Origin of the sequence: Enteractinococcus helveticum, from assembly GCF_020742345.1 — a bacterium.
In the GTDB taxonomy this organism is placed as follows: domain Bacteria; phylum Actinomycetota; class Actinomycetes; order Actinomycetales; family Micrococcaceae; genus Yaniella; species Yaniella helvetica_A.
In genome coordinates, this window is the sequence record NZ_DYXC01000029.1 from 22,817 (window position 1) to 37,910 (window position 15,094).

The 15,094-nt window shown below is 57.2% G+C and carries 14 protein-coding genes; 4 read left to right on the top strand and 10 right to left on the bottom strand.

Going from position 1 to position 15,094, the window contains the following annotated elements:
- Positions 1-157: 157 nt before the first annotated feature.
- On the top strand, positions 158-970 hold the full coding sequence (locus tag K8V32_RS02125; protein WP_303902150.1) for a YybS family protein: 813 nt from the start codon (positions 158-160) through the stop codon (positions 968-970).
- Here the strand turns inward: K8V32_RS02125 and K8V32_RS02130 are convergent.
- From K8V32_RS02130 to K8V32_RS02145, 4 genes are all read right to left on the bottom strand, one after another.
- Positions 946-1,581 carry a redox-sensing transcriptional repressor Rex gene (locus K8V32_RS02130; protein ID WP_303902153.1) on the bottom strand — a complete coding sequence of 212 codons (636 nt, stop codon included), beginning with the start codon at positions 1,579-1,581 and terminating at the stop codon, positions 946-948. The two genes, K8V32_RS02125 and K8V32_RS02130, sit on opposite strands and share 25 nt — an antisense overlap.
- Positions 1,578-1,823: a glutaredoxin family protein gene (locus K8V32_RS02135; protein WP_303902156.1), complete on the bottom strand. Its 246-nt coding sequence runs from the start codon at positions 1,821-1,823 to the stop codon at positions 1,578-1,580. The genes K8V32_RS02130 and K8V32_RS02135 overlap by 4 nt, the downstream gene beginning before the upstream one ends.
- A gap of 76 nt (positions 1,824-1,899) precedes the next feature.
- Positions 1,900-2,073 (bottom strand): helix-turn-helix domain-containing protein, encoded by a 174-nt coding sequence (locus K8V32_RS02140; protein ID WP_524536674.1) that lies wholly within the window; start codon positions 2,071-2,073, stop codon positions 1,900-1,902.
- A 152-nt stretch (positions 2,074-2,225) separates the two neighbouring features.
- Complete coding sequence (locus K8V32_RS02145; RefSeq protein ID WP_303902159.1) at positions 2,226-3,467, bottom strand: acetoin utilization protein AcuC; 1,242 nt, start codon at positions 3,465-3,467, stop codon at positions 2,226-2,228.
- Between the two features lie 123 nt (positions 3,468-3,590).
- Between K8V32_RS02145 and K8V32_RS02150 the strand changes: the two genes are divergently transcribed.
- The 3 genes from K8V32_RS02150 to K8V32_RS02160 are packed head-to-tail and all read left to right on the top strand — an operon-like array spanning position 3,591 to position 7,065.
- Positions 3,591-4,979 (top strand): TrkH family potassium uptake protein, encoded by a 1,389-nt coding sequence (locus K8V32_RS02150; protein WP_303902162.1) that lies wholly within the window; start codon positions 3,591-3,593, stop codon positions 4,977-4,979.
- Positions 4,972-5,631: a potassium channel family protein gene (locus K8V32_RS02155; protein WP_303902165.1), complete on the top strand. Its 660-nt coding sequence runs from the start codon at positions 4,972-4,974 to the stop codon at positions 5,629-5,631. The genes K8V32_RS02150 and K8V32_RS02155 overlap by 8 nt, the downstream gene beginning before the upstream one ends.
- 24 nt (positions 5,632-5,655) lie before the next feature.
- A complete protein-coding gene (locus K8V32_RS02160) occupies positions 5,656-7,065 on the top strand; it encodes a phytoene desaturase family protein (RefSeq protein WP_303902168.1) in 1,410 nt (469 codons plus the stop codon).
- Here K8V32_RS02160 and proC read toward each other — a convergent pair.
- From proC to trhO, 6 genes are read right to left on the bottom strand one after another with little or no spacing between them, the layout of a single operon-like run.
- Positions 7,062-7,877: a pyrroline-5-carboxylate reductase gene (gene proC, locus K8V32_RS02165; RefSeq protein WP_303902171.1), complete on the bottom strand. Its 816-nt coding sequence runs from the start codon at positions 7,875-7,877 to the stop codon at positions 7,062-7,064. The genes K8V32_RS02160 and proC overlap by 4 nt on opposite strands.
- Complete coding sequence (locus K8V32_RS02170; RefSeq protein ID WP_303902174.1) at positions 7,877-8,689, bottom strand: sugar phosphate isomerase/epimerase family protein; 813 nt, start codon at positions 8,687-8,689, stop codon at positions 7,877-7,879. The genes proC and K8V32_RS02170 overlap by 1 nt, the downstream gene beginning before the upstream one ends.
- Positions 8,682-9,719, bottom strand: a complete 1,038-nt coding sequence (locus K8V32_RS02175; RefSeq protein WP_303902177.1) for a Ppx/GppA family phosphatase — start codon at positions 9,717-9,719, stop codon at positions 8,682-8,684. Before K8V32_RS02175 ends, K8V32_RS02170 begins: the two co-directional genes overlap by 8 nt.
- Before the next feature lie 7 nt (positions 9,720-9,726).
- A complete protein-coding gene (gene topA, locus K8V32_RS02180) occupies positions 9,727-12,453 on the bottom strand; it encodes a type I DNA topoisomerase (protein ID WP_303902180.1) in 2,727 nt (908 codons plus the stop codon).
- 36 nt (positions 12,454-12,489) lie between these two features.
- Positions 12,490-14,052 carry a DUF7059 domain-containing protein gene (locus K8V32_RS02185; protein WP_303902183.1) on the bottom strand — a complete coding sequence of 521 codons (1,563 nt, stop codon included), beginning with the start codon at positions 14,050-14,052 and terminating at the stop codon, positions 12,490-12,492.
- Positions 14,052-14,966: an oxygen-dependent tRNA uridine(34) hydroxylase TrhO gene (gene trhO / locus K8V32_RS02190; RefSeq protein ID WP_303902185.1), complete on the bottom strand. Its 915-nt coding sequence runs from the start codon at positions 14,964-14,966 to the stop codon at positions 14,052-14,054. The genes K8V32_RS02185 and trhO overlap by 1 nt, the downstream gene beginning before the upstream one ends.
- Positions 14,967-15,094: the final 128 nt, after the last annotated feature.

The following is a 15,094-nucleotide window of genomic DNA, read 5'->3' on the forward strand; positions in this document are numbered from 1 at the left end:
ACCGGCTATTTTTGCATAGAGTTCACCAACCCTTTGGCCGAAGGCCCCCTGGCACATGATGCTTAAGCTACCGGGTAAGAATTTTGCTCCGGCCAGTGACTTCTTGAGGCCTGAGGAGTCGTTAGGATGGAGACAAGAAATTATTGAAAGGCCTGTGATGAACGACAATCAGCCCAAAGAGCAGCCAGACTATGGTGTGCGGTTAACCGGTGACGAGCTGGCTGCATACCAGCAAAAATACCAGTCGCAATCGCCGGGTGCACAAAATCCGTCCGAGTATGGTCCTCAGGGTCAGCCACAACACGGGGCCTCAGAATACGGGCCCCAGGGTGGCACTCAACCGCCGACTAGTGGCCAATATCCTGGGTATCAGCAACCAGGCTATGGTCAACCCGGTTTTCAACAGCCAGGTGCCCCATATGGTCAGCCGTTGGGTGGACCACAGCTCCACCCGGATATGGCTAAAGAACCGGCCCGAGCAAAATCCGTCAACACCGCATTTTGGTCCATCATCGTTGCCGGGGTTGCGTATGTGTTATCCATTGTGGTTACGGTTCCGCTGCCTAACCGTGGCTACAGTGATGAAGACCTTGCCCTGTTGGAAAGTATCCTTGGTCCGATGCTGTCCGAGGCACCATTTCAAAGTGTCGAGGCCTACCTGAATTCTCCGATGATGAGCGCGGCGATGATTGGCCAAGCGGTCATCGTTATGATCATGTATGTTCTGGTGGCACTGGGGATACGACATGGTTGGCGCTCAGCACGCATCATCGGCACTATCTTTGCGGTGCTGTCGCTGTTGAGCCTCAGTTTTGTCACACCATTATCTGGCACGTTCTCTGCGCTGGCTGTTGTGCTGGGCATTGTTGGGATCGTCTTTGCGTGGCTTCCCTCATCCACCGAATACTTCCGACGCAAGGCCTGGCAGAAAGCCGCAAAACGTGCTTACCCGGACGCCCCATCGCGATGAAACGCTAAAATCTGCAATTCTGCAGATAGGTCTACGGTTTGTATCTTGACATGGTCGGGAACCTGAAGTCTGCGGGGCGCAAAATTCAGGATCCCGGTGATCCCGGCATCGACCAGGATATCGGCAACCTCCTGTGCGACACTTCCCGGCACCGCCACAATGGCTAATTCCATATCGTGGTCGGTGCCGATGTCATGAATATCCACAATCGTGTACCCGTTGATGGTTGTGCCGATCTTGGCCGGATCGCTATCGGCCACCGCGGTGATGTGCATGCCGCGGTCGCCAAAGCCTTCATAGGACATCAGTGCCGCCCCCAGATTACCGGCGCCAACTAATAGCACGCGCCGGCCGCTGGTCACCCCGAGGATATGAGCGATCGTGTAGCGTAGCGCGTCCACCGAGTAGCCAAGCCCTGCGCGACCGCTGTGGCCCAGAGCCGCCACGTCCTTGCGGGTAAGGGCATCAGAACATCCCAGGGCTTTGGCAAGCTGCGCAGAGGTTACATATGCAATCCCCGCTGCTCGTAAGGCATCCAAATAGTGTAAGTATTGGGGCAGTCGAGACAGTGTGCGCGTCGATAGTTTTTTGGCCTGAGGCTGATGCGTCATGATTCCAGTCCGGCTTCAATCATCAGCCGCAGACGTGCCGGGTCGATCACCCAAAAGTCCCGTTGTTTGTCGTTAATAAACAGCACCGGAATTTCTTCGGCAAATTGTTCAGCCAATTCGGGATGATCGGTGGTCGAGATCTCTTGCCAACCGATGTTGTATTCAGACGTGATCTCGTCCATGGTCTGCTTGGCGGCAGCGCACAAGTGGCATTGCGGCTTGGTCAGCAGTTTCAGGTCCACTGAAGGCTTCTTTCGCTGTGCTAAACATAAAGCCGCCTGCAAGAGGCGGCTTTATATTGTGACAAATTCTGGTGGGTTATTCGTCGGTACCGGTGGCCGCATCCGTATCGGAGACAATGGCTTGCACCGCTTCTTGCGGCACACGGTAGGAACGTCCAAACCGAACAGCCGGCAGTTCACCAGCGTGAATCATCCGATATACGGTCATACGTGATACACGCATCATGTCGGCAACCTCAGTGACCGTCATGAATTTGGCATTTGCGAAACTCTCCGCCACGGTTATTACTCCTTTAACGTTCCCTCAAGGACGGGGTTTTAGCCTGAGGGGAAGTTCAAAGTGAAGGCGGCAACCACCATTAAACATTAATAATAGCTTACAGCTTGGGTTGCAAGCGTTCATTAATCGAACCACGGATCCAATCCATGAAATGGAAACACCGCTTTACGGGTCGCCATAATCGATTGATCGATCGCATCGGCGGGATCATATCCGACCTCCCAGGAACGCCACCACACGTCAGCATCATCGGACATAGTCGTCACAACATCAGCAATATCTTCGATACCAAGCTCTTGGGCGGCCAGTTCGCGCCATTCCTGCGGAATTTCTGTGCGGGGCGGAATCGGCGTGTCGGCCACAATTGCCACCAGGTGCGCCCAGGCTCGCGGCACAACTTTCATCGGACTGTACCCTCCCCCGCCCAGTGCTAACCATTTGCCACCGGCAAAGTCTTCGGCCCAGTCCGAAGCATCCAGCATCAGCTGGCGCTGGCCGTCGATCGAAAGATTCAAATCAGTCAGCGGGTCATGACGGTGACCATCGGCACCGTGTTGACTCACCAGCACCTGGGGTTGAAATGCGCTCAATAATTTCGGGACGACGGCGTGAGCGGCCCGTAAGAACCCGGCGTCTGAAACCGAGGCGGGTACGGCAACGTTGACTGCTGTACCTTCTGCTGCGGTGCCACCAATATCTTTGGCAAAACCGGTTCCGGGGAACAACAGCAGACCGGTTTCGTGAACGGAAATGGTCAACACGCGTGGATCATTCCAGAAGGCTTGTTCAACGCCGTCACCGTGGTGGGCGTCGAGGTCGACGTAGGCGATCCGTTCGGCACCCTGATCTAGCATCCACTGAATGGCCAGGGCAGCGTCGTTATAAATACAAAATCCAGAGGCAGCGGACCGTTGCGCGTGGTGCATGCCGCCGGCAAAGTTTACGGCACGATCGATCTCGTTATTCCAGATGGCCTTGGCTGCGGCCAGGGTACCACCGGCGATGCGAGCTGATGAAGTGTGCAGTTCAGCAAAGACCGGACAGTCTTCGGTGCCCAACCCAATGGCCTCATAGACTCGAGCAAGGTTGCCATTGGATGCCGTGTTGGGGGTTTCGGCATCACGTGATGCGGCTTTGACCTGCGCGATGTATTCGATCGAATGCACAGTGGCCAGTTCGGCGTCGGTGGCCACGGGCGGTTTGAGCTCAGTAAGGCGTCTGCAATCTAAGACCCCTAGGGCTTTGGCTAAGCGGTGCGTGAGTTTTAGGCGCACTGGATTCATCGGGTGGGCATCAGAGAAGCGATAATTCAAAAACGCGTCGTCCCATACCAGAGCGCTACGGAGTCCAGCTGTGTTTTCCATCACCAACTAGCGTAGGTTGTTGGGTTATCAAAGGGATCTAAACCAAGGATTGTGAAGCGGTGGGGTCCCAACACATGCGCCCAAGACTGGTGATTGGGGCCTTTTCCGAGGAAGATGTAACCAGTGAAACAGTCGCGTTACTCCCCCGGCGCTCGACTGCACCGCCAAAGCAGCGGTGCAGTGCGATTCTGGCGCGCCTTTACCATGGTTCTTACTGGCCACCCGGCTCGGGCGGCCGTGTCCGCTTTTGTGCTTGTGATCAGTGTGTTCACCGCACTGTTGGCGCTGCCGTGGGCTTCGGCCAATCACCAGCCGATGTCGTTGGTGGATGCGGCGGTCACGGCCACCTCTGCGGTGACCGTGACCGGGCTAACCTCACAGGATCCGGAATTTTATTCTTTTGCTGGCCAGGTTGTGATTCTTGCGGCTATTCAAACCGGCGGGTTGGGGATCGTAACCCTGGGTGCCTGGTTGACGCTGGTGGTCTCGCGACGGTTGAGCCTGCGTACCCGGTTGTTATCGACTGAATCGCTGGGCGTGTCAAAACTTGGTGAAGTCCCGGCCCTGTTGCTGACCGTTTTCGTGGTGACGTTATCGATTGAGGCGCTGCTGACGCTGGTGATGCTCCCGGTTTTTGTGCGGTCACTTGGGGTTGGTGAAGGGGTCTTCCACGCGGTATTTTATTCGGTTTCGGCATTTTCGAATGCCGGATTTGTCCTGGACGCCACCAGTTTGTCACACCCGCTGATCATGACGACGATTAACATTGGCGTCTTTGCTGGCGCGCTGGGCTTTCCGGTGGTGTACATGCTCTACCGGATGGTGTTTCACAAAGCTCGAATGAATCTGCACACCCGCCTCACCTTGGAAATGACGGCAATTCTCTTGTTTGGTGGCGCCGTGGTGTTGGCAATCTTTGAGTGGAATAACCCTGCGACCCTGGGACCGATGAGTACGGTCGATAAACTACATAACGCACTGTTTGCCTCGGGCATGACACGGTCGGGCGGGTTCAATACCTACGAGGTGACCGCCCAAACGGATCAGACGTTACTGGTAACCAACGTGTTGATGTTCATCGGTGGCGGTTCCGGTTCAACAGCCGGTGGCATCAAAGTCACCACACTGGCCGTGCTACTCTTGGCGATCGTGACCGAGATTCGCGGTGACGAGCATATCCGCGTACACCGGCGGGAGTTGCCGGTGACGATCATCCGGGTGGCGGTGGCCGTGCTGATGGCCGGCGGCGTCGTCGTATTGACCGCCGTGGTGCTGTTGACCTGGGTGACTGGCGCTGATTTAGGAGCCACACTGTTCGAGGTGCTGTCAGCATTTGGCACCGTGGGGCTTTCCACCGGGTTGACGGCCAGTGCGCCCGATGCCGGCAAGTGGATCTTGGTCGCGGTGATGTTCATTGGGCGCGTGGGTACCATTACTTTTGCCACGGGTTTGACGATCCGTCAACAAAAAACGTTATACCGTTTCCCAACAGAAAGGCCGATCATTGGTTAGACCATTAGATTCTCCGGTATTAGTGATTGGGCTGGGCCGCTTTGGTTCGGCTCTGGCTCGCGAATTGACGGAGTTGGGACGCGAAATCATGGCACTGGAGCAGGATCGGAACATTGTCCAGCACTTTTCGGATGCCTTCACCACCATTGTGCAAGCCGATGCAACGGACATCACGGCGCTCAAGCAGGTGGGTGCGGATCAATTTGAGACCGTTGTCGTCGGCATTGGGACGTCGGTTGAAAATTCGGTGCTGACCGTGGCGAATTTGGTGGATTTGGGAATCACGAATATTTGGGCCAAGGCCATTACGCGCTCGCACGGTGAAATCTTGGAGCGCATTGGTGCAAAACATGTGATTTATCCGGAACAAGAAGCCGGTGAGCGCACCGCGCATCTACTCAGTGGCACGATGCGGAATTTCACGGAATTCGCTCCCGATTATGCTCTGGCGATTATTTCGGTGCCGGCGGTACTGGCGAATCGTTCGGTGCGTGAATTACGGTTGAAAGAACGCTACGGGGTGACACTCGTGGCCTATGAAGCCGATACGGAGTTCCAAAATATTTCCATGGATACCAAACTCCCGGAAGGTACCAATATGCTCGTGGCAGGTCCGACAGATAGGGTCGATGACTTTGCCAAGCGGATTTAGCATCCACGGAAGGCGAAACGTTTTATGGTGACTGCCAATGTGATCGGCTCAGGCCCCAATGGATTAGCGGCAGCAGTGACGTTAGCCAAGGCGGGGATTGAAGTCACCGTCTATGAACGCAACGCGATCCCAGGTGGCGGGGCTCGTTCGGTTGAGGCCACGCTGCCGGGAATCTTACATGACCATTGCGCTGGATTTCACCCGCTGTCGGTCAATAACGCATTCGTGTTGGACGCGCAGTTGGATAGCTTCGGTTTGGAATGGGCACTGCCAGCAATTCAGTATGCTCACCCGTTGGACTATGGGCGCGGGGCGGCGGCTTACCGCTCGATTGAACACACCGGTCAACAGCTGGGCGATCCTGCTTGGCAGGTGCTGTTTGGTCCCCTGGCACGGCATTTTGCCAAACTGTCTAACGACGTGGTTCAGCCCATGCTGCAGTTTCCGCAGTCGCCCATTGGATTTACGCGCTTTGGTATGCGTGCAGGACTGCCGGTTAGTCTGTTGGCCAAAGCCTTCCGGACAGCTGAGGCTCAGGCATTATTCGCCGGGGTTGCCGCCCACGCGTTTCAACCGTTTCACACGCTGGGGTCTTCAGCCATTGGGGTGACCCTGTTAGCAGCAGCACACGCGGTGGGTTGGCCGGTGGCCAAAGGTGGTTCGCAGGCGATTGTGGATGCGATGCTCAAGGCCTTAGACCACTACGGCGCCACGGTGGTCACCGATGCCCATATCAGTTCGTTGGCTGATGTTCCCACCGCAGATATTGTGATGCTCAATACGGGTCCGGCGGCAGCCGCAGACATCCTAGGTTCGGCGGTGCCGGATCGTATCGCGTCTGGGTTGCGCCGCTACCGGTACGGGCCAGCAGCCGCCCCGGTGAGTTTGGCGGTAGAAGGTGGTATCCCGTGGCTGTATGAACCGGCACGTCAAGCAGGCACAGTACACGTAGGTGGATCGTTTGCGGAGATCGCCGTCGTCGAAGCACAGATTTCCAAGGGCAGGATGCCGCCTAATCCCTTTGTGCTGGTGGGGCAGCAATCGGTGGCCGATCCGGTTCGGGCGCACCATAATATTCACCCGGTTGATGCGTATGCGCATGTGCCCGCCGGATATCCGCACGACGCCACCGAACTAATTATCCGTCAGCTGGAACGTTTTGCGCCCGGCGTGCGCGAGCGCATTGTGGCGCACAGTTCGCGCACCACCGCAGACCTGGAGGCAGATAACCCCAACTTTGTGGGTGGGGATATCGTTTCGGGCGCCAATTCCCTAGATCAGCTCCTGTTCCGTCCACGTCCGGCACTGAACCCGTACCGGTTGGGTTCAACGCGAGCATATCTGTGCTCTGCGGCCACGCCCCCTGGCGCCGGGGCGCACGGGATGGCCGGCTATAACGCGGCTCGAAGCGCGCTGGAGGATCTTGAACGCTAAGCGCCGAGTTCTTCGGAACGGGCGACGTTGGCCTGCAGTGCCTTGATGATCAGGTCATTGAACCCGTTGGCGTCCATCGAATTTAGTGCGGCCTGCGTGGTGCCGCCTTCGGTAGCAATCGAGTCTTCTAGTGCGCTGGGATCGGCGTCGTGGTGGTCCAACATTGCGCCGGCGCCAACCACTGTCAGACGGGCCAGTTCCTGGGCAACCTGTTCTTCCAGCCCCAATTCCACGCCGGCGGCAGCAAGGGCATTGACGAATCGGAAGACGTATCCCGGTCCGGAGCCGGCCAACGCGCCCAGCGCATTGAGCTGGTCTTCGGACAGTTGGAACACGGTGCCCGATGCGGCGAAGAGTTGTTCAACCTGGGTGACCTGTGCATCGGTAACGGTGGTCCCGCGTGCCAGGCCCACCACACCTTTGCCAACGGTCAGTGCGACGTTGGGCATCGTGCGCACCACGGGTTGGCCTTCGGGCAACACCGAAGTCAGCGTGGCCAGTGTGGTGCCGGCAGCCACCGAAACCACCACGGTGTCGGAACGCAGCGCATCGGCCAACCCTTGTGCGGTCTCCACGATGTGGAATGGTTTGACCCCCAGCACCACGATGTCGGCATCAGCCACCGCCTGGGCATTGGCTCCCGGGTTGTTTTGCTCTGCTGTCACCGAGATACCAAATGCTTCGCGCCGGGAGGCAGCGGAGGCTTCCGAATGCGTGGTGGCAATCAGGTTTTCGGGGTCGTAGCCTTCGGCTAACAGGCCGGCGACGATCGCAGAGTTGAGATGACCTAAACCAATAAAGCTGATGCGCACTAGTGTTGTTCTCCTTGGGTTGCTGGGTTGCGTGCCAGATGTTTGCGGGTGAAGGCCAGTGCTTCGGCCAGCATTTCTTCGCGGTGGCCCGGATATTGTTGGCCGCGCGTGGATACCTCGATACACACGGCGCCGTCGTAGTCACTTTCGGCCAGATAATGTAGCGATTCCACCACGCGTTGATTGCCGTGGCCGGGCAGCAGGTGTTCATCGGCCGGTGAGCCGGCCCCATCGGTCAGGTGGACGTGTGCTAGCCGCGAACCCAGCAGTTTGATGGCTCGTAGCGAATCCATTTTGGCGGTTGCCGCGTGCGAGAAATCCCAGGTGACATGGTCATAGTCCTGTGGGATTGGATCATAGTGGGGCAGATACATTTTAATTTCTTGGCCGCTGACTCGCCACGGGTACATGTTTTCCACCGTAATGGTCACCCCGGTGGCTTGCATGATGTCGCGAATGCCGTCGGCAAAATCGGTTGCATAGGAGCCTTGCCAGCGAAAGGGTGGATGCACGACGACGATTTCTGCCCCCAGTTCGCGCGCCAGGTCGGCTGCGCGGGCGACTTTGGTCCACGCGGAGCCCCAGACCTGTTGCGTAAAGAGCAGGGTTGGGGCGTGGATCGAGTGAATGGGCATGGAGTGCCGCTGGGCCAGGTCATCGAGCTTGGTGGGGTCGTGGGTCCACCGGTTCTGGGTGATCATGATTTCAACACCGTCATAGCCGAGGTCATCTGCCATGGCAAAGACGTGTTGGGGTGGTAGAGAAAAGATCGACGACGACGACAGTGTCACCGGGATTTCTGGTCTAGCCACCTGTTACTCCTAGTGAGAATCCGGGCCGTTGGTCATCCGAGGTCAAGTCTACGCCCTCCACCCTGGCACTGTCCTTGGTCTGCGCAACACGTCCTTGAACACGTAGGGCGTCCAAGCGCCCCAGGATCAGGCCCTCACGTAGCGCCCACGGGCAGATGCTGAGCTTTTTGACCTTAAATATTTTCATGGCGGCCTGGGCCACCATGCCACCGGCTAATACCTGACGGGCACGAATGTCAGAGACCCCGGGCAGCTGGGCGCGCTGGGTTTCGGTCATCAGTGCCATGGTCTGGTTCCACATCAGCAGGTCTTTGGCTCGCAGTTTGCGCGGCACAAAGAGCCCGTCAGTCGATGGCGCAGCCCCTGCGACGCGGGCCAGCGAGCGGAAGGTCTTTGATGTACCGGTGACCACCGTATTATCCGGGAGCTTTTTCGGAAACATCTTCCGGTATTTTTTTAACACCGAATAGATGTAGTCGTCTAAGGTTTCGACCTGCTGTGCTGAGGGCGGATCGGGGTCCGGGAAGAATTCTCGGGTCAGCCGCTGAGCGCCCAGCGGCACAGATACGGCGGTGGTGGGCAACTCATCGGTGCCAAAAGACATTTCAAATGAGCCGCCACCGATATCAAAATTCAACAGATTTTCCACGTGCCAACCGTGCCAGCGCCGCACCGCGAAATAGGTCATCGCGGCTTCCTGGTCGCCCGATAGCACGGTGAGATGCACCCTGGTTTCTTCGGTAATACGTTCGAGTACCTCGGGGCCATTGGCCGCATCACGAATGGCCGAGGTACAAAAACTGATCATATCGGCGGCATCATTGGCCTTAGCGAAGGCAACGGCTCCGTGAATAAACTCGATCAGGCTGCGCTGGCCTTCTTGGGTGATGGCACCGTCGTCATCAAGGTGTTCGATCAGCGACATCGGACGTTTATGGTCGGCGTACGCGGTTGGGCGTGCTCCGGGAAACGCATCCACCAGTAATAGGTGGACCGTATTTGATCCGATGTCCAGGACTCCCAGACGCATGGTTATGCTACTTCTTCTTCGTTCGTTTGACGGGGCCTTTGGCCCGTTTCTCGGCGAGCAGTTCGAAGGCTTGGCCCTCGGTGATCTGTTCTGGGGCGGTACCGCGGGGCACGGTCACGTTGGTGGTGCCGTCGGTAATATAAGGGCCAAATCGGCCTTCTTTGATCACGACTTTCTTGCCCGACGACGGGTCATTGCCGAATTCGGCAATCGGCGGTTTGGCTTGACCCCTGCCCCGTCGCTGTTTGGGTTGCGCGTAAATTTCCTCGGCTTGCGCAAGCGTGATGGTAAATAGCTGCTCTTCGGATTCCAGTGATCGCGAGTCCGAGCCCTTGCGCAAATACGGGCCAAAGCGACCGTTTTGTGCGGTGATCTCTTCGCCATCGGCGGCCACACCCAGACTCCGTGGTAGCGACAGAATCTTCAGCGCGTCGTCCAAGGTCATGGTTGCAATCTCCATGCCCTTGAGCAAGGACCCAGTTTTAGGTTTGGGCTTCTTCGGGGCCTTTTTAGGTTTCTTCCGCCCGTTTTTGTAATACTCATCAGGTTGGGCGTCTTTATACGCTTGGATTTCTTCTTCAGTGAAGTCCCGAATAATTTGGGTGACGTAGGGTCCATAGCGGCCATCTTTGGCAACAATTTCATAACCGGTTTCCGGATCAGTACCCAGGAGCCGTTCAGAGGGCCCGGCGGTTTCTATCATTTCGACGGCGAGGGCTGCCGTGAGCTCATCCGGCGCCATTTCTTCGGGGACGTTGGCGCGCTTGGGGTCCTCGCCCTCTTGGGCATCAGCCCCCGGGGTCTGTTCCAGGTACGGGCCGTAGCGTCCCACCCGTAGGGTGATCCCCTCGGCAACTGGAATCGAGTTGATGGCCCGAGCGTCAATATCGCCCAGGTTTTCCACGGTGTGCTTCAGGCCCTGAGCTGATTCAGCCTGCCCGAAGTAGAAGCCTTCCAACCAGTCGCGGCGATCCATCTGGCCGGCGGCAATCTGGTCGAGGTCATCTTCCATGCGGGCGGTGAACTCGTAGTCCACGTAACGGGCGAAATGTTCTTCCAACAGCCGGATTACCGAAAACGCTATCCAGGACGGTACCAGTGCTGAGCCGCGTTTACGCACGTAGCCGCGGTCCAGAATCGTGGAGATGGTTGGGGCATACGTTGATGGGCGCCCAATTTCACGTTTTTCTAATTCGGCGACCAACGAGGCTTCAGTGTAGCGAGCCGGTGGCGTGGTTTCGTGGCCGTCGGCTTCAAGATCACGGGCCTCCAAGATCTGGCCTTCACCCATATCGGGTAGGCGGGCGTCGTCGCGCTCTTGTTTTTCACCCGGCACAGATTTCTGATCCGATTCATAGGCTTTCATGAACCCGGGTACGGTAATCACGGTGCCCGAGGCAGAGAACTCGGCAACCCGCGGAGTAGTTTCGGCCGAGGTGCCCGCAATTTTCACGGTGGCCGTGTATCCGGTGGCATCAATCATCTGCGAGGCCACGGTGCGTTTCCAGATCAGCTCATAGAGCCGGTACTCGTCGGCGGTCAACGAGTTTTTGACTTTTGACGGCGTCCGGAAGTAGTCCCCGGACGGGCGGATCGCTTCGTGAGCTTCCTGTGCAGAAGCATTCTTGGAGGCGTAATAGCGCGGTTTATCCGGCACCATCTGGCCGCCATAGAGTTCGGTGGCCTGCTGACGGGCCGCCGAAATCGCCTGGCTGGACAAGACAACCGAGTCGGTACGCATGTAGGTGATGTACCCATTTTCATACAGTCGCTGGGCCACCTGCATGGTCACCCGCGAGGTGAACCGCAGACGCCGCGAGGCTTCCTGTTGCAGGGTCGAGGTGGTAAACGGTGCTGCCGGACGACGGCGATATGGCTTGTCCTCAAGCGAGGTGATCGCAAATTCGGTAGCTGCCAGCCCCGTGGCCAGTGACTGGGCGGAAGACTGATCCAGGTGAACAACTTCAGCCTTGGATTTCAGCTGCCCTTCGTCGTCAAAATCTCGACCGGTGGCCACCCGAATATTATCAACGGCCGAAAGCTTGGCCGTGAAGGATTCTTCGTCGTCGGTCACAAAATCTGCGGTCAGATCCCAGTACGACGCCGGCACAAAAGCCATGCGTTCGCGTTCGCGTTCCACAACCAGGCGGGTGGCCACGGACTGTACACGACCCGCCGATAGCCCGGGGCCGACTTTGCGCCACAGCACCGGGGAGATTTCATAACCGTAGAGCCGATCGAGGATGCGACGGGTTTCCTGGGCATCTACCAGATCGGTATCGAGTTCGCGAATATTTTCTAGGGCACGCTGGATACCCTCTTCGGTAATTTCCGTAAACGCCATGCGGTAGACCGGGACTTTGGGTTTCAGCACCTCAAGCAGGTGCCAGGCAATCGCCTCGCCTTCCCGGTCAGCATCTGTTGCCAGGTAGAGTTCGTCGGCGGTCTTGAGCGCTTTGCGAAGTTCTGCGACTTTCTTTTTCTTATCGTCTGCAACCACATAATAGGGTTCGAAACCGTCTTCGGTGTCTACTGCGAATTTGCCGTAGGGGCCCTTTTTCATGTCGGTGGGCAGATCAGATGGGCGGGGTAGGTCGCGAATGTGACCTACAGAGGAATCAACAATCCAGCCCTCACCAAGGAATTTGGCGATGGATCGGCTTTTGGCCGGGGATTCCACGATAACCAATTTGGTGGTATCACCATTGGTCGTTGCAGAACTTTTTGCGCTCACGTGGCTCCTTTTCACTACAGCTTCTTCAACACTAATCTAACCCGTTGGTCTGCCATGCTCGAATACTTCCAGAAATCCGTCAACGTATAACGCGGTGATTTCGTCTTGCAGCGCAGCCGTTTGGGTATCATCTAGCTCCAGTAATCCTGCCACAGCTGCGGTCAGCTGGCCGGCAGTCAGTTCGCCGTCGCAGGCGCCCAACACGGCAGCTGTGGCGGTATCGAGTCGGATATGTCGGCCAAAACCTGTCCCGGATTTTGCCATCAGAACCTCGGGGTGTTCGGCCCCAAAGCGCTGGTATTGCTCATAGGTTACCCAATCTGGAACTACCAGGTGTGTGTCTGCCAACGCCCAGTGGGATGTTTTGGTTGCAACGGCGTCATGACGAGTCACCGATGTGGACCAGGCGCGTGCCACGGGTTGATGAACCATTGCCGTGAGGTATTCAAACCGGTGTAACGGCGGGGTGTTGGCACGTTTGCGTAACCACACCCAGCCAAAGCCAATTTGGGTCACGCCGCGTGCGGTGAAATCGGCCAGGTATGCGGCATAAGCCTGTGCATAAGCCTGTGGGTTGAGGTGTTCCGACGAGTCGCGCAACCAGATCTCGGCATACTGTGCCGGATCGGAGCTGGACCGTTGGATCGCCCAGATGTCCATGGTCGCCGACGGCCAGGTCGCCAGGCGGGCATGCCAGTCGTCCTGGCCGAACATTTCCCAATTGGCCAGCATCATGGCCTGTCCGCCATCGGTCAGTACGGTGTCAATGGATGCAATGAGTTCTTTGACCAACTTATCGCCGGTGTGGCCGGTTTCACGGTAGGTGTGGGTGGTGGTCGATGACGCCGGTGCGATAACAAACGGCGGATTGGTAACAACCAGTTCAAAGTGCTGGCCGGCAACCGGTTCCAACATGTTGCCGGCCACCACGGTGACCCGGTCGCGAAGATTCTTCGGGTCGACTTCGAGCACCGCGGCGTTGAGCAGAATGTTAAAGACGGCGAAATCTAGGGCGCGCTGGGAGATGTCGGTGATGGTCACGTGTCGAGCGTGGGTCAGCAGGTGCAGGGCCTGAATCCCACAACCGGTGCCGATATCAAGGGCTGTGGTGACGTTATGGCGCGGGGTGATTTCGGCCAGGGTTATCGATGCTTTGCCGACCCCCAAGATATGTTCGGCCGGCAATGGCTGGCCCAGTTGCAACGCGGTTTGGTCTGAGGCCACCCACATGTCTCCGGGATGATCGGTGGCATAAGCCGACAGATCCACGGTGGCAACGACGTCGTCGTCATTGGTCAACCGCACAATATTGAGCGCCAATGCCCCATCAAGCCCTAGTGTGGCAAAGAGCTGTTCGGCCTGTGCTGTGCTGATGGGATCTGCCAGCATGAAACAACTGATCAACCCGGCCAGGCGATTGCCCTGGGCCAGCGGTTCAACCAATGCTTGGCGCGCAGGAATAACCTGTTCGCGTTCAAGGGCGGCAGTGGCGGTGTGTCCAAGCAGCTTGGCAACGTTGGTCGTGGTGTACCCGGCGGAGGTCAGGTCTTGGGCCAGGGCGGTAATGGCTGCAACATTGGCAACCGGTGCAGGATGCATTACTGATTCACCGTCGCCTTAGTTGCACAGGTTTCGCACACGCGTTCGGGGTGCGATTCGTGGCAGTCATCGCAGATCACAGCCAGAGTTTTACATCCTGGATCGGTGCAGTTGCGTAACTGGGCGGTGGGGGTGTTACACAACTGGCATGAGCTAATGACTTTGGGAGTATCCGAGAAGTTTAGCGTCATCCGGTCATCGAAGACATACAGTGAGCCTTCCCATAGCCCGTCGTCACCGTAGGCTTCTCCGTAACGGACAATGCCGCCGTCAATTTGGTACAACTCTTGGAAACCTCGGTTAGCCATCAGCACGGTCAGCACTTCGCAGCGGATGCCGCCGGTGCAATAGGTAATGATCGGCTGGTCTTTGAGGTGATCGTATTTGCCGGATTCTAATTCGGCGATGAAGTCACGTGTGGTCGTAACATCGGCGACGACGGCGTCCTTGAATTTGCCGATTTCGGCTTCGTATTTATTGCGTCCGTCAAAGAAGGTCACCGGGCGGCCTTCGGCTTCTTTGGCAGCGACCAGTTCATTGACTTCTTGTGGGGTCAGATGCGTGGCGGTTCCAAGCACTGTGTTGCCCGGGGCCACTTTGATTTCCTCGGGACGGTCGAAGGCTACTAATTCGGGTTTAACCTTGACGCTTAGGCGTGGGAAATCTTCGGCTCCGCCGTCAGACCATTTCACTTCAAGGTCGTTGAACCCCTGGTAGCCACGAGTGTTTTTGATGTACTCTTTGACCGCCCGAATCGGCCCGCCAACCGTACCGTTAATGCCGTGTTCAGCGATGATGATCCGACCGGTCAGCCCCAGTCGTTTGCAGAGCTCTCTTTGCCACAGGGCAACGGCCTGTGGGTCATCTATAGGTGCGAAATGGTAGTACAGTGCGATTTTTGATTGAGGGTTCATGATTGGCATTTCTGTTGCAATTTCTTGAGCTGTCAGGCTGTGAGTTGGGCTTTCTTAAGGGTTACAAGTTGGTGACGCTTACGCAATGTCATAACCCGTGACTGGGCTTAGAGCGCGACTAAAGCTAT